Origin of the sequence: Nocardioides limicola (assembly GCF_016827675.1) — a bacterium.
Lineage (GTDB): Bacteria > Actinomycetota > Actinomycetes > Propionibacteriales > Nocardioidaceae > Nocardioides > Nocardioides limicola.
Genome location: NZ_JAERJA010000001.1, coordinates 382,823 through 402,498, shown reverse-complemented (window position 1 = coordinate 402,498; position 19,676 = coordinate 382,823). Strand labels below are relative to the sequence as shown.

General features: G+C 68.9%; 23 protein-coding genes. 17 read left to right on the top strand and 6 right to left on the bottom strand.

Going from position 1 to position 19,676, the window contains the following annotated elements; translation table 11 throughout:
- Positions 1 to 85: 85 nt before the first annotated feature.
- The 3 genes from JKG67_RS02030 to JKG67_RS02020 are packed head-to-tail and all read left to right on the top strand — an operon-like array spanning position 86 to position 3,009.
- On the top strand, positions 86 to 1,477 hold the full coding sequence (locus JKG67_RS02030; RefSeq protein WP_203335570.1) for a hypothetical protein: 1,392 nt from the start codon (positions 86 to 88) through the stop codon (positions 1,475 to 1,477).
- Positions 1,464 to 1,967 (top strand): SigE family RNA polymerase sigma factor, encoded by a 504-nt coding sequence (locus JKG67_RS02025; RefSeq protein ID WP_203335569.1) that lies wholly within the window; start codon positions 1,464 to 1,466, stop codon positions 1,965 to 1,967. The genes JKG67_RS02030 and JKG67_RS02025 overlap by 14 nt, the downstream gene beginning before the upstream one ends.
- Positions 1,968 to 1,971: 4 nt before the next feature.
- Positions 1,972 to 3,009 carry a GNAT family N-acetyltransferase gene (locus JKG67_RS02020; RefSeq protein WP_203335568.1) on the top strand — a complete coding sequence of 346 codons (1,038 nt, stop codon included), beginning with the start codon at positions 1,972 to 1,974 and terminating at the stop codon, positions 3,007 to 3,009.
- A gap of 54 nt (positions 3,010 to 3,063) precedes the next feature.
- On the opposite strand, the gene JKG67_RS02015 is transcribed toward JKG67_RS02020, so the two are convergent.
- Positions 3,064 to 3,423 carry a hypothetical protein gene (locus JKG67_RS02015; RefSeq protein ID WP_203335567.1) on the bottom strand — a complete coding sequence of 120 codons (360 nt, stop codon included), beginning with the start codon at positions 3,421 to 3,423 and terminating at the stop codon, positions 3,064 to 3,066.
- Positions 3,424 to 3,653: 230 nt separating this feature from the next.
- Here JKG67_RS02015 and JKG67_RS02010 point away from each other — a divergent pair, with 230 nt between their 5' ends.
- From JKG67_RS02010 to JKG67_RS01990, 5 genes are all read left to right on the top strand, one after another.
- Complete coding sequence (locus tag JKG67_RS02010) at positions 3,654 to 3,956, top strand: thiamine-binding protein (protein WP_203335566.1); 303 nt, start codon at positions 3,654 to 3,656, stop codon at positions 3,954 to 3,956.
- A gap of 73 nt (positions 3,957 to 4,029) precedes the next feature.
- Positions 4,030 to 4,569, top strand: a complete 540-nt coding sequence (locus JKG67_RS02005) for a thioredoxin-like domain-containing protein (protein WP_203335565.1) — start codon at positions 4,030 to 4,032, stop codon at positions 4,567 to 4,569.
- 49 nt (positions 4,570 to 4,618) lie between these two features.
- Positions 4,619 to 5,548 carry an ABC transporter ATP-binding protein gene (locus JKG67_RS02000; RefSeq protein ID WP_443678530.1) on the top strand — a complete coding sequence of 310 codons (930 nt, stop codon included), beginning with the start codon at positions 4,619 to 4,621 and terminating at the stop codon, positions 5,546 to 5,548.
- Positions 5,548 to 6,351 carry an ABC transporter permease gene (locus JKG67_RS01995; protein WP_203335564.1) on the top strand — a complete coding sequence of 268 codons (804 nt, stop codon included), beginning with the start codon at positions 5,548 to 5,550 and terminating at the stop codon, positions 6,349 to 6,351. The genes JKG67_RS02000 and JKG67_RS01995 overlap by 1 nt, the downstream gene beginning before the upstream one ends.
- A 1-nt stretch (position 6,352) precedes the next feature.
- Complete coding sequence (locus tag JKG67_RS01990) at positions 6,353 to 7,138, top strand: ABC transporter permease (RefSeq protein ID WP_203335563.1); 786 nt, start codon at positions 6,353 to 6,355, stop codon at positions 7,136 to 7,138.
- Between the two features lie 4 nt (positions 7,139 to 7,142).
- On the opposite strand, the gene JKG67_RS01985 is transcribed toward JKG67_RS01990, so the two are convergent.
- Positions 7,143 to 7,652 carry a GNAT family N-acetyltransferase gene (locus JKG67_RS01985; protein WP_203335562.1) on the bottom strand — a complete coding sequence of 170 codons (510 nt, stop codon included), beginning with the start codon at positions 7,650 to 7,652 and terminating at the stop codon, positions 7,143 to 7,145.
- 58 nt (positions 7,653 to 7,710) lie between these two features.
- Here JKG67_RS01985 and JKG67_RS01980 point away from each other — a divergent pair, with 58 nt between their 5' ends.
- Positions 7,711 to 7,905, top strand: coding sequence for a DUF3046 domain-containing protein (locus tag JKG67_RS01980; RefSeq protein WP_203335561.1), 195 nt, complete (start codon positions 7,711 to 7,713; stop codon positions 7,903 to 7,905).
- The gene (locus JKG67_RS01975) at positions 7,902 to 9,152 is read left to right on the top strand and encodes an MFS transporter (RefSeq protein WP_203335560.1); all 1,251 of its coding nucleotides are present in this window, start codon (positions 7,902 to 7,904) and stop codon (positions 9,150 to 9,152) included. The genes JKG67_RS01980 and JKG67_RS01975 overlap by 4 nt, the downstream gene beginning before the upstream one ends.
- On the opposite strand, the gene JKG67_RS01970 is transcribed toward JKG67_RS01975, so the two are convergent.
- A complete protein-coding gene (locus JKG67_RS01970) occupies positions 9,135 to 9,905 on the bottom strand; it encodes an ion transporter (RefSeq protein WP_203335559.1) in 771 nt (256 codons plus the stop codon). The two genes, JKG67_RS01975 and JKG67_RS01970, sit on opposite strands and share 18 nt — an antisense overlap.
- A gap of 234 nt (positions 9,906 to 10,139) precedes the next feature.
- Between JKG67_RS01970 and recA the strand changes: the two genes are divergently transcribed.
- The 6 genes from recA to JKG67_RS01940 are packed head-to-tail and all read left to right on the top strand — an operon-like array spanning position 10,140 to position 14,452.
- Entirely contained in the window at positions 10,140 to 11,189 is a 1,050-nt protein-coding gene (recA, locus tag JKG67_RS01965) for a recombinase RecA (RefSeq protein WP_203335558.1), read from the top strand.
- A gap of 8 nt (positions 11,190 to 11,197) precedes the next feature.
- A complete protein-coding gene (locus JKG67_RS01960; protein WP_307816382.1) occupies positions 11,198 to 11,722 on the top strand; it encodes a regulatory protein RecX in 525 nt (174 codons plus the stop codon).
- Between the two features lie 17 nt (positions 11,723 to 11,739).
- Complete coding sequence (locus JKG67_RS01955; protein WP_203335556.1) at positions 11,740 to 12,432, top strand: GNAT family N-acetyltransferase; 693 nt, start codon at positions 11,740 to 11,742, stop codon at positions 12,430 to 12,432.
- Between the two features lie 36 nt (positions 12,433 to 12,468).
- Positions 12,469 to 13,311: a PPK2 family polyphosphate kinase gene (locus tag JKG67_RS01950; protein WP_203335555.1), complete on the top strand. Its 843-nt coding sequence runs from the start codon at positions 12,469 to 12,471 to the stop codon at positions 13,309 to 13,311.
- Positions 13,308 to 14,072 carry a HipA family kinase gene (locus JKG67_RS01945; protein ID WP_203335554.1) on the top strand — a complete coding sequence of 255 codons (765 nt, stop codon included), beginning with the start codon at positions 13,308 to 13,310 and terminating at the stop codon, positions 14,070 to 14,072. The genes JKG67_RS01950 and JKG67_RS01945 overlap by 4 nt, the downstream gene beginning before the upstream one ends.
- Positions 14,069 to 14,452 (top strand): DUF3037 domain-containing protein, encoded by a 384-nt coding sequence (locus JKG67_RS01940; RefSeq protein ID WP_203335553.1) that lies wholly within the window; start codon positions 14,069 to 14,071, stop codon positions 14,450 to 14,452. Before JKG67_RS01945 ends, JKG67_RS01940 begins: the two co-directional genes overlap by 4 nt.
- On the opposite strand, the gene JKG67_RS01935 is transcribed toward JKG67_RS01940, so the two are convergent.
- The 3 genes from JKG67_RS01935 to JKG67_RS01925 all read right to left on the bottom strand — a co-directional run bounded on the left by JKG67_RS01935 (position 14,449) and on the right by JKG67_RS01925 (position 17,931).
- Positions 14,449 to 15,192 carry a sirohydrochlorin chelatase gene (locus JKG67_RS01935; RefSeq protein ID WP_203335552.1) on the bottom strand — a complete coding sequence of 248 codons (744 nt, stop codon included), beginning with the start codon at positions 15,190 to 15,192 and terminating at the stop codon, positions 14,449 to 14,451. The two genes, JKG67_RS01940 and JKG67_RS01935, sit on opposite strands and share 4 nt — an antisense overlap.
- Positions 15,193 to 15,256: 64 nt before the next feature.
- Positions 15,257 to 16,003, bottom strand: coding sequence for a phosphoadenylyl-sulfate reductase (locus JKG67_RS01930; RefSeq protein WP_203335551.1), 747 nt, complete (start codon positions 16,001 to 16,003; stop codon positions 15,257 to 15,259).
- Between the two features lie 203 nt (positions 16,004 to 16,206).
- On the bottom strand, positions 16,207 to 17,931 hold the full coding sequence (locus JKG67_RS01925; RefSeq protein ID WP_203335550.1) for a nitrite/sulfite reductase: 1,725 nt from the start codon (positions 17,929 to 17,931) through the stop codon (positions 16,207 to 16,209).
- A 272-nt stretch (positions 17,932 to 18,203) separates the two neighbouring features.
- Between JKG67_RS01925 and JKG67_RS01920 the strand changes: the two genes are divergently transcribed.
- Positions 18,204 to 19,661, top strand: a complete 1,458-nt coding sequence (locus JKG67_RS01920) for a glycine hydroxymethyltransferase (RefSeq protein WP_203335549.1) — start codon at positions 18,204 to 18,206, stop codon at positions 19,659 to 19,661.
- Positions 19,662 to 19,676: the final 15 nt, after the last annotated feature.

Here is a 19,676-nt window from a genome sequence, read left to right as displayed (position 1 = left end):
TCCCGGGGCGAAAGATCGCGATCGGCCCCCCCTCCGTCAGCGCTGTTCGTCGCGTAGTCAAGGGTGAGGAGTGAGGGGAGTACCCATGACCATGCTGCACGAGGACCTGACAGCCCTGGCGGAACGGGCGCCGACGAGCATCAACGACGCGGATCTGTGGCATCGGGGACGGCGCCGGATGATCGCGCAACGGGTCGGCGCCACCGTGGTGGCGACAGCCACGGTGCTGGTGCTGGCTCTGATCGGTGTCGGCGGATTCCTGGCACCCTCGACACCGGAGCCGATCGCGCCCCGCGGCGAGCCGGTGATGCCCGATCACTTCCACAACGCCGGCAAGTGGCTCCCCGGCACCGACAGGGCCGGGTGGCACGGGCCGCTGATCGCCGCCTGGTCCACGTCTCGGGGAGGCTGGCTGCGCAGCCGCCCCGGCATCGTCGGCGTGTCGGCGGTGACGGGGGAGTACCGGTTCCTCGATCTGCCGGGCCGCGCAGTGGGCCCTACCGTGAGGGACGCTGACTTCGCGCTGTCACCGGAGGGAGGCAGAGTCGCCTACTGGACCTCAGGGGAGCCCCGCGTCTACGTGGACGAGCCGGACTGGGTCACAGTGACCGGGTACGCGGTGGTCTCGACGCTGGACGGTCGAACCCTGGCGACGGAGGAGTTCGAGACCGAGGTCGGACTGGCGCCCGAGGCCATGACGTGGGCGGACGAGCAGACGCTGATCTTCGAGTTCGCCCAGCTCGTCATCCCTGATGACGACCGCCTGGGCAGACTGGGATGCTGCAGTACGGACCGGGAGGTGATGCGGCGCGACCTGGACTCACCGGTCGCGCAGGCACTCCCAGCTGGCGTGAGCAACTCCTTCTGGCACAGGGGAAACGGCCGTGGCCAGCTGATCTGGACTCAGGGAGGGGCCGATGATTCCTTCCGCATCGCTGAGCCGATCACGGACACGGTCACCAGCCTCGGCCCCTCGTCGCTGTCCTCCAACAGCCCCTGGGCGTTGAGTCCCAACGGCACCCGCGCGGCCTCCACCTGGGGTGGGCCGCGTGGCAGCCTGGGCGGCATACCTCCGGTGATCGTGGCCGAACTCGGGGAGGGCGAGTCGCCGGCCCGGAGGGTGCCCGGCCAGTGGGGTGACCGGTACGGCCATGTGCTCGGCTGGTTCGACGACGAGCACGTGGCATTCATGGACCTCTGGGGCGGCCCGTTCCGCGACAACGACGGTTCCAGTCCGAGCGAGTTGCAACGCATCCACATCGACACCGGGGAGGTCACCCGGGTGATCCGGATGGAGCAGGGGGGCCCGGGGGCCGCACAGTTCGCCCTCGGCCTCCTCGACGCACCGCTGCACGAGGCCACGGCGCCACCTCGACCGTGGGGTCCCCGCGTCTCCGCCACCCTGGGTGCCGTGGGGCTCGTGGGGCTCATCGGGCTCCTCTGGCTGGTCCGCTGGAGGCGTCGTGGACGCGGCTGAGCAGGACTTCACCGAGTACGTCGCTGCCCGGCAGGGTGCGCTGCTGCGGACGGCGTACCTGCTCACCGGGCACGCCCAGGACGCCGAGGACCTGGTGCAGGCGGTGCTGATCAAGGCGGTGCCGCACTGGCCGCGGATCACCGGGAACCCCGAGCCCTACCTGAAGAAGGCGCTGGCCCGGGAGAACATCTCCCGCTGGCGGCGGCGCCGGTGGCGCGAGGTCCTCGGGCCACCGGGGCAGGAACCTTCGCAGGCACCGGACGGCACCGACGACAGGATCGACCTGGCCGCGGCTCTCGGCGCGCTGTCGCCGAGGCAGCGGGCGATCGTGGTGCTGCGCCACTACGAGGACCTCACCGAGCGCGCCACCGCTGAGGCCCTGGGGATCTCGATCGGCACCGTGAAGTCGCACCACCGGGATGCGATGGCCAAGCTGCGACGGCTGATCGGAAAACCGGTCGACGTCGACCGGCCCCCGTTGGTTCACTGAACCCATGAACGTCACCGTCACCGAGTGCCGCCGTGAGGACACGGCACTGATCGAGGACTGGGCGCTGATCCGTGCCGAGACCGACGCCGAGATCGCCCCCGAGGACCCGCCCATCCCCACGCAGGAGTTGGCTGCGGAGTTCCTCATCCCGCGTGAGCGCGCCCGCTACCTTGCGTGGGTAGCCCACGTGGACGGGGAGCCGGCGGGCGAGGTCGTGCTCTACCTCGAGGACGGCGAGGAGAACACCCACCTGGCCACGGTCGAGTGGTGCTCGGTGCGGCCTCGTTTCCGACGTCTCGGAGTGGCGAGGGCCCTGATCCGGACCGCCCTGGAGCGCGCCACCAGCGAGAACCGCACCCAGGCCCATCTGTGGTACTCACCCCAACTCCCTGGCGAGGCCGAGGCCTGGTTCACCAGGCTGGGCCTGACGCGAGGCACGGTCGAGCGGTGCAGTCGGCTGGGGATCGCCTCCTTGGACCGCGACCTGATGCGTCGCTGGGTGAACGACGCGGCCACCACTGCGGCCGGCTATCGGATGGTCCAGTTCGTGAACCGGTGCCCCGAGGAGTACCTGAGCGCCTATCTGGACGCCACCGACGCGATGCTGGATGCGCCGGTCGACGACCTCGACTACACCATCGAGCGCACCACCGCCGAAGAGCTGCGACAGCGCGAACAGCGTTGGCAGGCGCAGAACCGGGTCGTGGTGACCAGCCTGGTGATCGCCCCCGATGGCAGCGGCGCCGGATTCAGCGAGCTGTTCGTGAACGGGTTCCGTCCGCAGATCGGGCAGCAGGGTGACACCGGCGTCGCTCGAGAGCATCGCGGCAAGCGCATCGGACGCTGGGTCAAGGGCGCCAACATTCTGCTTGCCCTCGAACAGCATCCCGAACTCGCCGTGGTGGAGACCTACAACGCTGAGTCGAACCCCTGGATGCTCGACATCAACGTCGCGATGGGGTTCGCGCCGCACATCAGCTATGTGGCCCACCAAGGCGACGTGGCCGTCGCGCTGAACGGGTTGGCCGCTGTCCCGGCCTGAGGCGAAGCGGGACCAGACACGGGCTGTCCTCGGGCAGAAGACCTGTGAGCAGCCTCAGCTTCCCGGCAGGATCATGGTCTCCGGAAAGAGATCCCATCCGAACCTTCTGTAGACTGCCGTTGCTGCATCCTGCGAACCAAGACAGGCGGTTACAGAGTCAATTAGCGGACTGGGAAGGCCGTCCTCAAGGCCCGGTCCGAGCAGTTCCTCCGCTCTGGCCTCGACGTAGTCGTGCACATAGGAGTACAACTCTGACTTCGTGAGCCGGATCCTTGCCTCACCTCCCCAGGTGAGCCCAACTCGAACTCCGTCGGGATCAGGCTCCACAATGCCATAGATATCGAGGAGAGCCAGATAGCGATCCCAGAGGGCATCCGCCGATGGGACTGCGGGGATAGCAGGCACCTCGTCCATCAGAATCGTGTCCCCTCGCACGTCGAGTTACTGGCCGGGAAGGCGGTCATGATCCCGCCAGCGCCAAGGCTAGGACCTCAAGCCCAACCTTCTACGCCGATACCTTGCTCTGCGTCGCCGCACCTTGCGACGACCCGTTCGATCCGAGGCGGCCGCTGCTCGCGTCGTCGGAGTAGCTCACGGCGTGCACCGGGGCGACCATCGCAACTGCCAACCACTAACCTGCCCTCATGCTCGTAGCCTTCAGCGTGGCACCGACGATCTCGGGACCCGACGGTTCGGTGGCCGCCGCGGTTGCCGCCGCAGTCCGCGTGGTCCGCGAGTCTGGACTGCCACACCGCACCGACGCCATGTTCACCACCGTCGAAGGGGAGTGGGACGAGGTGATGTCGGTCGTGAAGGCCGCGGTCGAGGCCGTCGCCGCCGAATCCCCCCGGGTTTCGCTCGTCCTGAAGGCAGACATCCGCCCCGGGCACACCGGACAGCTCACCGCCAAGGTCGCCCGGGTCGAGGAGTTGCTCGCGGATGACTGACCCTTTCGGCGCACCCGCGACGCAGGGAAGTTCTCGCACCGGGTGCCTGATTGCCGCTGTCCTTGGGGCGATCTTGATCGGCACCGTCGTTGGCGGCACCGTCCTCGCCGGCGTCCTCCTGCTGCGGGCCGGAGTGCCGGCAGGTTCGGCCGCTCAGCCACTCGTGGTCGAGTACGAAGACCTCCCGGTGGACCACCAGCGCGGCACCATCGACTACCCGCAAGGCCCACCCGTCGGCGGCCCGCACAACGCCACCTGGCTCACCTGCGGCGTGTACGACGCGCCCGTCCCCAACGAGCTGATGGTCCATTCTCTCGAGCACGGCACCCTCTGGCTCACCTATCGACCCGGGCTCTCCCAGGCACAGATCGACACCCTGGCCGACCTGGCCGGCCCCGCGGGCGTGGTGTCGCCCTATCCGGGCCAGGACGGTGACGTGGTCGCCACGGTCTGGGGCCGGCAACTCCACGTGAGTCATGCCGATCATCCGGCCCTGACCGACTTCGTCGCGCGTTACGGCGACGGGCACACCGCCCCCGAGCCCTGGGCCAACTGCTTCGGAGGGGTCAGCCCCGCCGAGGGGTGGCTGCTGGTGGGCCGGGCGTCGGCCTGAACGAATATCGGGTGGGTGCGATCAGGGGTACGGCGCTAGGGTCGCGGACGTGACCGACGCGATGATCCAGGCACGCGACCTGCGCAAGTCGTTCGGCTCGGTGGAGGCGGTTCGCGGCATCGATCTGGACGTCCCCCGAGGCGAGGCCTTCGGCTTCCTCGGTCCCAACGGGGCCGGCAAGTCCTCGACGATGCGGATGGTGGCAGCCGTCTCGCCGCCGACCAGCGGCACCCTGCGCATCCTCGGGCTGGACCCCCTCACCGACGGCCCGCAGATCCGCGCGCGCCTGGGTGTCTGCCCGCAGGAGGACACTCTCGATCCGGAGCTGAACGTCCGGGACAACCTCGTCGTCTACGGCAGATACTTCGGCATTCCGCGCAGCGAGGTGCGCGATCGGGCCGACGAACTGCTGGAGTTCGTCCAACTCACCGAGAAGGCCAAGGCGCGGGTCGAGGCACTGTCGGGAGGGATGAAGCGGCGGCTGACCATCGCCCGATCGCTGATCAACAAGCCCGACCTGCTCCTCCTCGACGAACCGACCACCGGCCTGGACCCGCAAGCACGGCACGTGTTGTGGGACCGCCTCTTCCGGCTGAAGCAGCAGGGCGTCACCCTGGTGCTGACCACCCATTACATGGACGAGGCCGAGCAACTGTGCGACCGGCTGGTGGTGATGGACAAGGGGCTCATCGTCGCCGAGGGCGCACCCCTCGAACTGATCCGAGCGCACTCCACCCGTGAGGTGGCCGAGCTCCGCTTCGGGGTCACCGAGACCCACCAGGAACTCGTGGGCAGAGTGGCGGACCTGGGGGAGCGGGTCGAGGCACTCCCGGACCGGCTGTTGGTCTACTGCCAGGACGGCGAAGAGGTGATCGCCAAGGTGCACGAGCGCGGCCTGCAACCGGCCGCCGTGCTGGTGCGGCGCTCCACCCTGGAGGACGTCTTCCTGCGGCTGACCGGCCGGACGCTGGTGGACTGATGTCGTCCGATAGCCCCACCCTGAGCCAGCTGGAGGCGCAGCGCCGCCTCTTCGACTACTGGGCGATCGTCTACCAACGCACCTGGAAGGGGTCGGTGATCACCTCCTTCCTCGCGCCGCTGCTCTACGTGCTGGCGCTGGGGGTGATCCTGGGCGGCTTCATCGAGGCCGATCCGGCGACGCTGGAGGGCGCATCGTCGTACCTCGCCTTCGTGGTGCCCGGCCTGATCGCCGCGCATGCGATGCAGATCGCCGTCTTCGAGACCACCTACCCGGTGATGGGCATGATCAAGTGGCACCGGGTGTACGAGTCGATGCTGGCCACACCCCTGCGGATCGTCGACCTGATCACCTCGACGCTGCTGTTCGTGCTCTTCCGGCTGGTCACCACCTGCGCGGTCTTCATGCTGGCGCTGGCACCGTTCGGGGTCTTCGCCACCTGGTGGGGGGCGCTGCTCGCGTTCGTGGCCCAGGTGCTGGTCGGGATGGCGTTCGGCGCACTGGTCCTCGCCATCACCGCAGGCCTCCAGAACGAACAGGGCTTCGCGGTGATCTTCCGCCTGGGCATGGTCCCGCTGATGCTCTTCTCGGGTGCCTTCTTCCCGGTCAGCAACCTGGGGCCGGTGATGGAATGGGTCGCCCGGCTCACTCCGCTGTGGCACGGGGTCAACCTCTCCCGGATGTTCGCACTGGACACCGTCGACTGGGCGTTGGTGGCGCTGCACGTCGTGGTTCTGGCGGCGTTGACGGTCCTGGGCTGGGCGTGCGCGGTCCGCCGACTGACCCGACGACTGGAGAAGTGAGATGGCCACCTACCAGCCGCTCGCCCCCGCCCCGGCCGTCGGGATCGTCGTACTGCGCAATTTCCTGGCCTACCGGCACGCCTGGCGGCTGTTCATGACCGGCTTCTTGGAGCCGGTCTTCTTCCTGTTCTCGATCGGCATCGGCATCGGCGCCATGATCGACGGCTTCGACCATCACGGCACCGTGGTCTCCTACGCAGCGTTCGTGGCTCCCGCCCTGTTGGCGGTCTCGGCGTTCAACGGCGCGATGATGGACAGCGCCTTCAACGTCTTCTTCAAGCTCCGCTACCAGAAGCTGTACGACGGGATCCTGGCCACGCCGCTGACCACCCTGGACGTCTCCCGCGGCGAGATCACCTGGGGACTGTTGCGCGGCAGCGTCTACAGCGCCGGCTTCCTGCTGATCATGGTGGCGATGGGCTACACCACCTCCTGGTGGGCGCTGCTGGCGTTGCCGGCGTCGGTGCTGATCGCCTTCGCCTTCTCCGCGGTCTTCATGGCGGTGACCACCTATCTGAAGACCTGGCAGGACTTCGAGAAGATCACCCTGGCCCAGCTGCCGATGTTCCTCTTCTCGGCCACCTTCTTCCCGATCACAGCCTACGAGGGGTGGGTGCGGTGGCTGGTGGAGGCGACCCCGCTGTATCGGGGCGTGGTGCTCTGCCGCGAACTGACCCTGGGCACCGTCACCTGGGATTCGGCGCTCTCGGTGGTCTATCTGGCGGCGATGGGAGTGGCCGGCCTGTGGGTGGTGCGCCGCCGGCTGGACACGCTGCTGCTGTCCTGAGCGTTCAGGGCAGGTTGACCAGCATCCGCTGATACCAGGCCACGTCGATCCACTGATCGAACTTGCGACCCACCTGGGTCAACTGGCCGACCTTCTCGAAGCCGGCGGCCAGGTGCAGCGCTTCGCTGGGCGGGTTCGGGAGCGCCACCAGCGCCACCGCCGTGTGCACCCCGGAGACAGCCATCGTCTCCAGCAGCGCCGAGTAGAGCAGTTTGCCGATGCCGCGACCGCGAACGGAGGAGTCCAGGTAGATCGAGGTCTCCCGGGTGGTGTCGTAGGCGGGCCGGGGTCGGTAGGACCACGAGTAGGCGTAGCCGACCACTGCGTCGCTCTCGTCCACTGCCACGAGCAGGTGGTCGCCGGGGTGCTGGCCGTCCAGGCGTGCCCGCCAGTAGTCGAGGTCGGGTGGTTCGAGATCGAAGGTGGTGTGCGAGGTCTCCACAGCGTGGGCATAGATCCCGGAGATCTGCGGGAGGTCGGCGTCGGTGGCGGGCCTGGTCTCGTACGCAGCCATACCCGGCATCCTCGCAGCCCGGTCGATCGGGCGTGGCACCGGCTGCAAGAATGCCCGGGTGAGGCACACCGAGTTCTGGGCCCGGATGACCGAGGCGATGGGGGAGGACTTCGGTCGTCACTGGGCGAACACGCACGTGATCAGTGCCCTCGGAGGTCAGACCCCGGCCGAGGCGCTGCAGGCCGGCGACGCGCCGAAGCAGGTGTGGGCGGTGGTGTGTCGCACCCTGGAACTCCCCGAGTCGCTGAGATGAGTCTCGACACCGCGGCCACGCTGGCTGCGGCCCAACGGCACACGGTTCGGACCCTGGTCGCCGCGCAGGCGGTCGGCGCGATGGGCATCACCATCGGCATCGCCACCGCCTCGCTCCTGGCCCGTGACCTGTCCGGATCCACCCAGCAGGCGGGGCTGGTCCAGACCGCGCAGGTGCTGGGTGCCGCCGTGGCCGCGTTCTGGCTCGCCCGACTGATGTCGAGGTGGGGTCGTCGGCGTGGCTTGGTCATCGGGCTGGTGACCGGCGCCATCGGATCCCTGCTGTGTGTGTTGGCGGGCGTGCTCGGCTCCATGCCGCTGCTGCTGTTCGGCGCGGTGCTCTTGGGGACCACCACCGCGGCCAACAGCGCGGCCCGTTTCGCTGCCACCGACCTGGCCCTCCCCGAGCACCGGGCCCGTGCCCTCTCAGTGGTCGTCTGGGCCACCACCATCGGTGCCGTCGCCGGCCCCAACCTCACCGGACTCTCGGCCTGGGTTGCTCAGCGCCTGCAGATACCCGAACTCACCGGTCCGTTCGCCATCGGGGCGGTCGCGATGCTGGTGGCGGCGCTGATCCTGGCCTGCTGGCTGCGCCCCGACCCGCTGCTGTTAGCTCGCCAGCACGCCGAGGTCACGGTGGCGACCCCGGCGGGCACCTCGTGGGGCCGGGTCGCGGAGGTGATCAGGGCGGAGCCGGCGGTGGGCGCGGCGATCGCCGGGTTGGCCCTGGCCCATGCGGTGATGGTCGCCGTGATGGTGATGACACCACTGCACATGGATCACGGCGGCGCGCACCTGCGGGTCATCGGGGTGGTGATCAGCATCCACGTGCTCGGCATGTTCGCCTTCTCACCGTTGGTGGGCTGGTTGGCCGACGCCATCGGCCGGGCAGCGGTGCTCGGAGCCGGCTTCGCGATCCTGATGGTGTCGCTGGTGCTGTGCGGCTTCGCCCCCGAAGGGCACTCGTGGCAGATCCTGGTCGGGCTGTTCCTGCTCGGCCTGGGCTGGTCGTTCGCCACGGTCGCCGCCTCGACCCTGATCTCGGACCTGACCCCTCTGCATTCACGTACCGACGTGCAGGGCTCGGCCGACATGGTCATGGGTCTCACCGCAGCGGCCGCGGGCGCCCTGGCCGGGGTGGTGGTGGGCACCCTCGGCTATGCCGCCCTCAACGGGTTCGCGGGTGTGCTGGCACTGGGAGTGGCGGTCGCAGCCTGGGTGGCCGGCCGGTCACGAGTCTCCGGCTGAGCGCTGAGGGGCGCGTACGCCGGCGCGGGCGCTCTCGTAGTCACCCGTGCGCACCTCACGGCGCATCTGGCCGGCCGACTCGTGGATGACATCACCGATCAGGGCGTGGGTGCGGGGGTCGTGCAGCGCCTGGAAGATCATCCGGAAGACGACGCCACTGACGGTCCTGACGAGCTCGGCATGGAAGGGGAGGTGCCGGAGCCGCCCGATCGCCGGGTCGGCGCGCACCAGCTCGACGATCATCTCGTCGAGTTCCTCGCGATTGCGGTCCAGAGCGGTGGCGACGTTGCGCGAGTGCGCGCCGGCCGCCAGCACGGCGGTCACCTCGTCCATCACCGCCACCGTGACCGGTCGCCTGATCACCGAGACGATGGTGTCGCTGAACCGGCGTACGACGGCCTCGGTCACCCGGTCACCGAGCGCCCGGTCGGCGACCCGGCCGAGCCGCGCCAGCACGGCGACGATCCGAAGCAGCCGGAAGGACCGGAAGAAGGGATGGGAGATGGGGATCATGCCGAGCACCTCGTACCAGTACCGGAACGGGAAGGTCCAGCCTCCCGCCCGGATCCACCGGAGCCCGAACTCGACGGCGAAGATCGCGCACACCAGGTAGTCGGCGAGGATCACTCGGCGCTCGACCTCGGGGGGCACGTCCCAGAAGGTGATCCAGGCCAACAGCGCCACCGAGGTCGCGGCCAGCAGCAGCATCCCCCAGTCCAGCGGGCCCCCGGGACGACGGGGATCGACATGCACGGGCGCAGGTGTGGATGACATCTGGCCTTCCAGGGTCTCGGGGTGACGACACGCGGCGTGTCGTCACCTGGATCGAACACGTGTTCGTACTAGAGTGGCTGCACGTCGGAGGGACGGCAACGACCGGCACAGGCTATCCACAGCCGATGGGGTGGTGGTTCCGGATTGTCGGAGCCCCCGCCTAGCGTTCATGTGTGACAGGACCACAGCACTATCGACGGGACGGAACAGACCATGGCTGGTGACCGCGGCAAGGCACTCGATGCAGCACTCGCGAACATCGAGAAGCAGTTCGGCAAGGGCTCGGTCATGCGACTGGGTGACGAGACCAGGGCGCCACTCGAGGTGATCCCGACCGGCGCCATCGCTCTCGACGTCGCTCTGGGGGTGGGGGGTCTGCCCCGCGGCCGGGTGGTGGAGATCTACGGCCCCGAGTCCAGCGGCAAGACCACGGTCGCTCTGCACGCGGTGGCCAACGCCCAGCGCAGCGGCGGCATCGTGGCCTTCATCGATGCCGAGCACGCTCTGGATCCGGACTACGCCAAGGCTCTGGGCGTCGACACCGACGCCTTGCTGGTCTCCCAGCCCGACTCCGGCGAACAGGCGCTGGAGATCGCCGACATGCTGATCCGTTCCGGTGCGCTGGACCTGATCGTCATCGACTCGGTGGCCGCGCTGGTGCCCCGGGCCGAGATCGAGGGGGAGATGGGCGACAGCCACGTGGGCCTGCAGGCGCGGCTGATGAGCCAGGCGCTGCGGAAGATCGCCGGTGCGCTCAACAACTCGGGCACCACCGCCATCTTCATCAACCAGCTGCGCGAGAAGATCGGCGTGATGTTCGGTTCGCCGGAGACCACCACCGGTGGCCGGGCGCTGAAGTTCTACTCCTCGGTCAGGCTCGACGTGCGCCGTATCGAAACCCTCAAGGACGGCACCGAGATGGTGGGCAACCGTACTCGGGTCAAGGTCGTGAAGAACAAGGTGGCCCCACCGTTCAAGCAGGCCGAGTTCGACATCATGTACGGCAAGGGCATCTCCCGCGAGGGTGGGCTGATCGACGTCGGTGTGGAGGCGGGCCTGATCCGCAAGGCCGGAGCCTGGTACACCTACGAAGGCGATCAACTCGGCCAGGGCAAGGAGAACGCGCGCACCTTCCTGCGCGACAACCCGGATCTGGCCAACGAGATCGAGAAGCGCATCCTGGAGCAGCTCGGAGTCGGCCCCCAGGTCGACCAGCCGAGTGACGAACTCTCGGATGCGCCGATCGGTGTCGACGACTTCTGAGTCCGATGGTGTCCGCGTCGCCGCCGCCGCCGGAGCAGGATCCCGAGCCTGATCCGGAGGCGGTTGCCCGCAAGATCCTGCTTGACCAGCTCACCGGGCAGGCCCGCAGCCGCAAGGAGCTGGCCGACAAGCTCGCCGGGCGCGGTGTGCCCGACGAGATCGCGACCCGACTGCTCGACCGCTTCACCGAGGTGGGCCTCGTCGACGACGCCGCCTTCGCCCGGGCGTGGGTGGAGTCCCGTCAACGCAGTCGCGGGCTGGCCCGGCGAGCCCTGGCCGCCGAGCTGCGTCGCAAGGGCATCGACGAGGACCTGGCCCGCGACGCGCTCGATGAGGTGTCCCCTGACGCCGAGTTCGACACCGCGCGGGCGTTGGTGCGCGGGCGGCTGCGGACTGTCCGCGGTCTCCCTGCCGAGAAGGCCACCCGACGCCTGGTCGGCATGCTCGCCAGGAAGGGCTACCCGGCAGGGACCGCCTTCAGGGTGGTCCGGGAGGAGTTGTCGCTCGACTGGGCTGACGCGGACCTCGATTGAGCCTAGGCTCGGGCAGCGTGGTGGTGCACGTGAGCGTGGCGCACGGTGGCCGCGAGCTGGCCGGGATCGCCCAAGCCCATGAGAGCTGGGCGGCTGCGGCGCGGCGGATCGCGGCGACCGTGCCGGGTGAGCCGGTGCCCGCAGACCTCTCCGGGGACCCCAAACGCTTCGTGGTGACTCCGGACACGACCGTCGGCCTCCGGCCGATGACACGTGGCGACCTCCCGGACATGGTGCGTTGGCGCAGCAGTGCCCACATCCACCAGTGGTGGCCTGGTGACACCGCACATATCGAGGAGCAGTATCTGCCGGCCATCGATGGGCGAGGAGCCACCCGGCTCTGGATCGCTGAACTCAACGGTCGTTCGGTCGGCTTCATCCAGGACTACCTGATCGCTGACCATCCCCAGTACGCCGTACCCACCCCCGCTCCGGACGCCGTCGGCGTCGACTACCTGATCGGTGAGGAGAAGTTCACCGGACGTGGCAGTGGGACGTTGATGGTGTGGGCTTGGATGCTCAGCGCCCGGCGGCGGTACCCCGAGTCCCGCACCTTCTTCGCGGCCCCGGACCATCGCAACGGCGCCTCGCTGCGGGTTCTCGACAAGGTCGGATTCACGCAGGGGCTCTGGTTCGACGAGCCCCAGTCCGACGGCGGTGTGTCGACCGTGGTCGGGTGCAGCCTCGACGTGGCCACGGTGCTCGGATGAGGCCTCCGGCAAACGGCTCCACATAGGGTGTCGTTCATGAGATCGTCGCTGCTGCGCCCGGCCCCCGGCCCGGTGGACCTCACCGAGTTCGATCCCTCAGAGACGCCCGGTTTCGGTGACGACAAGGAGGCCGGCGAGGCCTCGCTCCAGGCACTGGAGACCGAACTGTCCGAACTCCAGGAGCGGATGTTCGCGCACCGCGGCGATCAGGACGCACCCCGGGTGCTGTTGGTGCTCCAGGGCATGGACACCGCGGGCAAAGGCGGCACCATCCGCAAGGCGGTGGCGCTGGTCGACCCCCAGGGCCTCAAGATCACTGGGTTCAAGGCACCCACGGCCGAGGAGCGTGGCCACGACTTCCTGTGGCGGGTCCGCAGGGCTCTGCCCGAGCCGGGCTTCATCGGTGTCTTCGACCGCAGCCACTACGAGGATGTGCTGATCCAGCGTGTCCGGGCGATGGCGCCGCCCGAGGAGATCGAACGCCGCTACGACGCCATCAACGAGTTCGAGGCGGACCTGGTGGAGGGCGGCTGCCGGATCGTGAAGTGCATGCTGCACATCTCCGCCGAGACCCAACGGGAGCGTCTGCTGGCGCGGCTGGACAACCCGGCCAAGCACTGGAAGTTCAACCCCGGCGACATCGACGAACGTGCGGTCTGGGACGACTACCAACGCGCCTACGAGATCACCTTGGAGCGCAACAACACCGACCAGGCGCCCTGGCACATCGTCCCCAGCGACCGGAAGTGGTACCGAAACCTGGCCGTGGCCAGCCTGCTGCACGAGACGATGTCGGCGATGGATCTTGCCTGGCCCGAGGCCGACTTCGACGTGGAGGCCCAGCGCGCCCGGCTCCTCGACGACCCGGCGCAGCGGTGATCGCGACTCAGGCGGTGACGCGCTACGTCACCCCGCTGCGCGAGGGCGGCAGCCTGCCGGGTCTGGTGGAGGCTGATGATCTCGGGCTCTACGTGTGCAAGTTCCGTGGTGCCGGTCAGGGGTTGCGGGTGCTGGCCGCCGAGGTCATCGTCGCCGGCATCGCCAGCCAGATCGGTGTGGAGACACCACGGTTGGTGGCGCTGGAGTTGGACGCCGAGATCGCCCGTTTCGAGGCCGACGAGGAGGTTCAGGACCTGCTCAAGGCCAGCGTCGGCCTCAACCTCGGGGTGGATTTCCTGCCCGGCGCCTTCAACGTCGACAGTGCCACGCCGGTCGACCCCGCCGAGGCCGGCAAGGTGCTGTGGCTGGATGCGTTCGTGGCCAACGTCGACAGGTCCTGGCGCAACCCGAACCTGCTGCTGTGGCATCGGCGGCTGGTCGCCATCGATCACGGCGCCTGTCTCTACTTCCACCACGGGTGGCGCGACCACGTGGGGGACCCGCAGCGGTTCGCGTCCCAGCCCTGGCAGGCCGAGGAGCACATCTTCGTCCAGCACCTGGAGCACCTCCGAGCCGCCGACGCCGTGGCCCGGCCGTTGCTGAGTCGGGAGGCTCTGATGGGTGTCCTCGACGACGTCCCCGACGACTGGCTGCCCGGCGTAGCCAGCGCGAGGACGCCGAATCAGGTGCGGGCCGCCTACCTGGACTTCCTCACCGCTCGCCTGGCCAGTCGCACGTGGATGCCCCAGGAGGCGGCATGACCAACCTGCTCGCCTACCAGTACGTCGTACTGCGGTGTGTGCCGCGTGTCGAGCGCGAAGAGTTCCTCAACGTCGGCGTGGTGCTGCACTGTCAGGCTGCGGACTACCTGGACGCCGCCTGGCACTGCGACGCCGACCGGCTACGGGCGCTCGACCCGGGCCTGGACCTCGCTCAGGTGTGTGACGGACTCGCCTTCGTCGAACAGGTCTGTGCGGGCGACGTGCGCGCCGGCGCCGCGGCTCGCGGGGACCTGGGGACCCGGTTCGGGTTCTTGAAGGCACCCCGAAGCACAGTGCTTCAGCCGGGGCCGGTCCACGGCGGACTCACCGCGGACCCGGCCCGTCAGCTGGAGCATCTGCTGCAGCAGTTCGTGGCCTAGACCGGCACCAGTTCCACGGCACCGACCGCGTAGCGGGCCAACACGGTGCGAGCGATCTCGGGGTGCGCACCCAACGGCTCAGAGATGGCCACCGCACCGGCCTCCATGGCCAGTTCCGCGGCCCGGTCCGGCAGGAATCCCGGGGCCAGGAAGAGCGAGGCGACCGCGACGTGGCGGCGACCCTCGCGACGGAAGGTGCGGACCGCCTCACCGGTGGCCGGGGGAGCGGAGGAGGCGTAGGCGGCGGTGACCGGGAGCTTGTGCCGGGTGCCCCAGACACGCGCCAACCGGGCGACGGCCTGGTTGGCCAGCGGGTCGCTGGAGCCGGCTGCGGCCAGCACCAGCGCGTCGAGCTCGCGGATCCGGGCCTGCTTGAGGGCCTCGCGCATCCGCAGGTCCAGCACCTCAAGGAAGATCGGCTCGGTGCCGAGGATGTCGGTGCAGCGGATCCGCAGCCCGGGGTGCTTCGCGGTCGCTTCGGCGATCACGGTCGGCACGTCGACCTTGGCGTGGAAGGCCTCGGTCAGCAGCAGGGGGACGACGACGATCTCGTCGAAGCCGGCGCGGACCAGCCTGTCCACGACGGTGCCGAAGAACGGACGGGACAGGTCCAGGAACGCAGGTTCGATCCGCAGGTCCGGTCGGAGCCGACGGACCTCGTCCACGAGAGCCTTGATGGTCTCCGGTGAGCGGGGGTCGCGGCTGCCGTGGGCCAGGGCAATGAGTGCAGGAGCTGCCATCAGTGACGCCTCCAGTCTGTTGCGTACGGGCGATCGACTCCGTTGTCGTCTCTGGGCTGCGGGATCACGAGTGGATCCCGCATTCGGTCTTGTTGGTTCCGGCCCATCGGCCACTGCGCGGGTCCTCGCCGGGAGCGACCCGGCGCGTGCACGGCCAGCAGCCGATGGAGGGGTAGCCGTCGTGGACGAGAGGGTTGACCAGGACGCCGTTCTCGGCGATGTACCGCTCCACGTCCTCGTCGCTCCACCGGGCGATGGGAGAGACCTTGACCTTGGCCTTCTTCGCATCCCAGCCGATCACCGGCGCGATCACCCGGTTGTGGGTCTCCGCGCGACGGAGGCCGGTGGCCCAGGCGTCGTACCCGGCGAGGGAGTCGCTGAGCGGCGCGACCTTGCGCATCGCGCAGCAGGCGTCGGGATCGGTCTTGTAGAGATCCTTGCCGTACTTGGCATCCTGCTCGGCCACGCTCAGGGTCGGCGCGATGGTGACCAGGTTCACGTCCAGGGTGGCTGCGACCGCGTCCCGGGTGCCGATGGTCTCGATGAAGTGGTAGCCGGTGTCCAGGAAGACCACGTCCAGTCCGGGGGCGACCTTGGCGGCCAGGTGGGCCAGTACCGCGTCGCCCATCGATGAGGTGACGCAGAAGCGCTCACCGAAGGTGGCCACCGCCCACTCGATGATGTGCTCGGCGGGGGCCAGCTCGAGTTCGGCGCCCACGTGGGAGACGAGTTCGCGCAACTCCTCGGGGGTGCGACCGTCGGTGTGGGTGCCCCGGAACTCGCGAGCTGCGCGGGTGGTTGCGGTGGTCATCCAGTCACCTCCTCGTAGTCGGTCGGTTCAACATGCCGAGCATGCGCAGTGAGAACGCCCTGAGGCAGGAGCGGCATTCCCAGGTGCCTGGCGGCGACGAGATGGAGCCGTCCTCGCCGGCCACCTCGTGCGGACGCAGGTCCACGTCCCCGCAGTAGGGGCAGTGGTAGGGGACCGCACGCTCACTCATCTCGGCTCCGGGCTCACACCGGGACCGGGTCGAGTCGCTTGTCGCCGCGCAGGTTCTCCTCGTCGGTGCGCTGCACCCAGGACGCGAACGTCTCGCCCTCGGTGCGTTCGACGAGGAAGTTGCCGACCACGCAGGTGATGTAGTCGTCGAGGGCGGCGCTGGTCACCTTGTGGGCGCGCAGCTTGCGGCCGAAGTTGGCGCCCAGCGCCAGTCCGCCACCCAGGTGCACCTGGTAGCCCTCGACCTGGTTGCCGTCCTCGTCCAGGACCAGCTGACCCTTGAGACCGATGTCGGCGACCTGGGTGCGGGCGCACGCGTTCGGGCAGCCGTTGACGTTGACCGAGATCGGGGTGTCCAGGTCGGGGAAACGCCTCTCGAGCTCGTCGATCAGCGAGGCCGCCCGGGCCTTGGTCTCCACGATCGCCAACTTGCAGAACTCGATGCCGGTGCAGGCCATCGTGCGCCGCCGCCAGTTGGACGGGGTCGCGGTGAGGCCGATCTGCTCGAGGTCGGCGACGAACGCGTCGGTGGACTCGGCCGGCACACCCAGCACCACCAGCTTCTGGTAGGCGGTGAGCCGGGCGCCGGCGGCGTCGTACCGCTCCACCAGGTCGGCGAGTCCGGTGAGCACGTCACCGCTGACCCTGCCCACGATCGGGGCGGCGCCGATGTAGAAGCGGCCGTCCTTCTGCTCGTGGACGCCGATGTGATCGCCCTGCTTGTCGGGCACCTCGGGGGAGGGGTTGGAGACGAGCTCGCGGCCCAGGTACTCCTTCTCCAGGACCTCCCGGAACTTCTCCACGCCCCAGTCGGCGACCAGGAACTTGAGTCGGGCCCGGGACCGGAGCCGGCGGTAGCCGTAGTCGCGGAAGATGGCGGCCACACCTTCCCAGGCGTCGGCCACCTCCTCGAGCGGGATCCAGACGCCGAGCTTGCCGGCCAGGTGCGGGTTGGTGGAGAGCCCGCCGCCGACCCACAGGTCGAAACCGGGCCCGTGCTCGGGGTGCACGGTGCCGACGAAGGCGACGTCGTTCACCTCGGGCGCGGTGTCGTGGCTGGGGTGGCCGGTGAGCGAGGTCTTGAACTTGCGCGGCAGGTTCGAGTACGCCGGGTTGCCCAGCACCCGCTGCTTGATCTCGGCCAGCGCGGCGGACCCGTCGATGATCTCGTCCTTGGCGATCCCGGCGACCGGTGAGCCCAGGAACGGACGCGGCGAGTCGCCACAGGCCTCCAGGGTGGTGAGCCCCGCGCCTTCGAGCCGCTCCCAGATCTCCGGGACGTTCTCGATCTCGATCCAGTGGTACTGGATGTTGTTGCGGTCAGTGATGTCGGCGGTGCCGCGGGCGAACTCGTTCGAGACCTCGCCCAGCGCGCGCAGAGCGCCCGCGTCCAGGACCTGGCCGTCGGTGCGGACCCGCATCATGAAGTACCGGTCGTCGAGCTCCTCCTCCTCCAGGACCGCGGTCTTGCCCCCGTCGATCCCAGGGGCGCGCTGGGTGTAGAGGCCCATCCAGCGGAACCGGCCGCGCAGGTCGGCGGGGTCGATCGAGTCGAAGCCCCGCTTGGAGTAGGTGTAGAGGATCCGGTTCCGGACGTTGAGCGGGTCGTCGTCCTTCTTGGACTGCTCGTTCTTGTTCAGGGGTTCGGTGAAACCGAACGACCACTGGCCCTCACCGCGCTTGGGGCGCGGGACCTCGGTGTGCCGAGCGGGCTGGGACTGGAAGCGCAGGTCAGGCATGCGGGGATTCGATCCTTAGCTGACGTGTCGCGCGCGGCGCTGCGCGCAGGATGTGGGCGGGGGTCAGGTCGCGTTCAGCGAGGCCAACACATCATGCTGCCGGTACGCCCATAGTCCACGTGGCGCCGTACCACGAGGTGGGTTTGCGTCGCAGCGCTGATCATGAGCGCCAGTCTCAAGGATCGGACGGCGTTGACACAAATCCTCATTTCATAGTCTGAGACGTGTGTCCGGGATCTGGACGAACAGCGAGGGCGGTTAGGCTTCCGCCCATGACCGACTCCACCCTGCCCTTCGACTCCCGGCTCACCAGCAGCGCCTACAGCCAGGCGCTCCAGGTCATCGAGGCCGTCGAACCGCGGATCGCCGAGGCCACCCGGGCCGAGCTCGCCGACCAGCGGGCCTCCTTGAAGCTGATCGCCAGCGAGAACTACGCCTCGCCCGCCGTGCTGCTCACCATGGGCACCTGGTTCAGCGACAAGTACGCCGAGGGCACGGTCGGTCACCGCTTCTACGCCGGCTGTCAGAACGTCGACACCGTCGAGTCCCTCGCGGCCGAGCACGCCCGCGAACTCTTCGGCGCCGAGTACGCCTATGCCCAGCCCCACTCCGGCATCGATGCCAACCTGGTGGCGTTCTGGTCGATCCTCGCGCACCGGGTCGAGGGCCCCTGGCTGGAGAAGTTCGGCGCCAAGAATGTGAGCGAACTCACCGAGGCCGATTGGGAGGCGTTGCGCGCCGAACTGGGCAACCAGCGACTGTTGGGGATGAGCCTGGACGCCGGCGGCCACCTGACCCACGGCTTCCGTCCAAACATCAGCGGCAAGATGTTCCACCAGCAGCAGTACGGCACCGACCCGGAGACCGGCCTGCTCGACTACGACGCGGTGCGGGCCAAGGCCCGTGAGTTCAAGCCGCTGGTGCTGGTGGCCGGCTACTCGGCGTACCCGCGTCGGGTGAACTTCGCCAAGATGCGCGAGATCGCCGACGAGGTGGGCGCCACCCTGATGGTCGACATGGCCCACTTCGCTGGTCTGGTCGCCGGCAAGGTCTTCACCGGCGACGAGGACCCGGTCCCGCACGCCCACGTGGTCACCACCACCACCCACAAGTCGCTGCGCGGGCCGCGCGGCGGACTGGTGCTGGCCACCTCCGAGTACGCGCCCAGCGTCGACCGTGGCTGCCCGATGGTGCTCGGCGGTCCGCTGTCGCACGTGATGGCAGCCAAGGCGGTGGCGCTGGCCGAGGCCCGCACCCCGATGTTCGCCGACTATGCCCAGCGGGTGGCCGACAACGCGAAGTCGATGGCTGAGGGCTTCCTGTCCCGGGGGGCCTCCCTGGTCACCGGTGGCACCGACAACCACATCGTGCTGCTGGACGTGACGTCGTTCGGGCTGACCGGTCGGCAGGCCGAGTCGGCGCTGCTGGACGCCGGGGTGGTCACCAACCGCAACTCGATCCCGTCCGACCCCAACGGCGCCTGGTACACCTCGGGCATCCGGTTCGGTACGCCGGCCCTCACCACCCGCGGCTTCGGCCACGACGAGTTCGACAAGGTCGCCGAACTGGTGGTCGACGTGCTCTCGAACACCACCCCGGGCAGCACCAAGGCCGGCGGGCCGTCGAAGGCGACGTACCTGCTTGCTGACGGGGTGGCCGACCGGACCCGGAGCGCGTCGGCAGAGATGCTCGACAAGCACCCGTTGTACCCGGGCCTGGACCTCGCCTGACGCTAACGTAGGAGC

Excerpts from the sequence above, each read along its gene's own strand:
- JKG67_RS02030 (WP_203335570.1), top strand. The coding sequence starts at position 86 with ATGACCATGCTGCACGAGGACCTGACAGCCCTGGCGGAACGGGCGCCG.
- JKG67_RS02020 (WP_203335568.1), top strand. The coding sequence starts at position 1,972 with ATGAACGTCACCGTCACCGAGTGCCGCCGTGAGGACACGGCACTGATC.
- JKG67_RS02015 (WP_203335567.1), bottom strand. The coding sequence starts at position 3,423 with ATGGACGAGGTGCCTGCTATCCCCGCAGTCCCATCGGCGGATGCCCTC.
- JKG67_RS02010 (WP_203335566.1), top strand. The coding sequence starts at position 3,654 with ATGCTCGTAGCCTTCAGCGTGGCACCGACGATCTCGGGACCCGACGGT.
- JKG67_RS01995 (WP_203335564.1), top strand. The coding sequence starts at position 5,548 with ATGTCGTCCGATAGCCCCACCCTGAGCCAGCTGGAGGCGCAGCGCCGC.
- JKG67_RS01990 (WP_203335563.1), top strand. The coding sequence starts at position 6,353 with ATGGCCACCTACCAGCCGCTCGCCCCCGCCCCGGCCGTCGGGATCGTC.
- JKG67_RS01985 (WP_203335562.1), bottom strand. The coding sequence starts at position 7,652 with ATGGCTGCGTACGAGACCAGGCCCGCCACCGACGCCGACCTCCCGCAG.
- JKG67_RS01975 (WP_203335560.1), top strand. The coding sequence starts at position 7,902 with ATGAGTCTCGACACCGCGGCCACGCTGGCTGCGGCCCAACGGCACACG.
- recA (WP_203335558.1), top strand. The coding sequence starts at position 10,140 with ATGGCTGGTGACCGCGGCAAGGCACTCGATGCAGCACTCGCGAACATC.
- JKG67_RS01950 (WP_203335555.1), top strand. The coding sequence starts at position 12,469 with ATGAGATCGTCGCTGCTGCGCCCGGCCCCCGGCCCGGTGGACCTCACC.
- JKG67_RS01940 (WP_203335553.1), top strand. The coding sequence starts at position 14,069 with ATGACCAACCTGCTCGCCTACCAGTACGTCGTACTGCGGTGTGTGCCG.
- JKG67_RS01935 (WP_203335552.1), bottom strand. The coding sequence starts at position 15,192 with ATGGCAGCTCCTGCACTCATTGCCCTGGCCCACGGCAGCCGCGACCCC.
- JKG67_RS01930 (WP_203335551.1), bottom strand. The coding sequence starts at position 16,003 with ATGACCACCGCAACCACCCGCGCAGCTCGCGAGTTCCGGGGCACCCAC.
- JKG67_RS01925 (WP_203335550.1), bottom strand. The coding sequence starts at position 17,931 with ATGCCTGACCTGCGCTTCCAGTCCCAGCCCGCTCGGCACACCGAGGTC.
- JKG67_RS01920 (WP_203335549.1), top strand. The coding sequence starts at position 18,204 with ATGACCGACTCCACCCTGCCCTTCGACTCCCGGCTCACCAGCAGCGCC.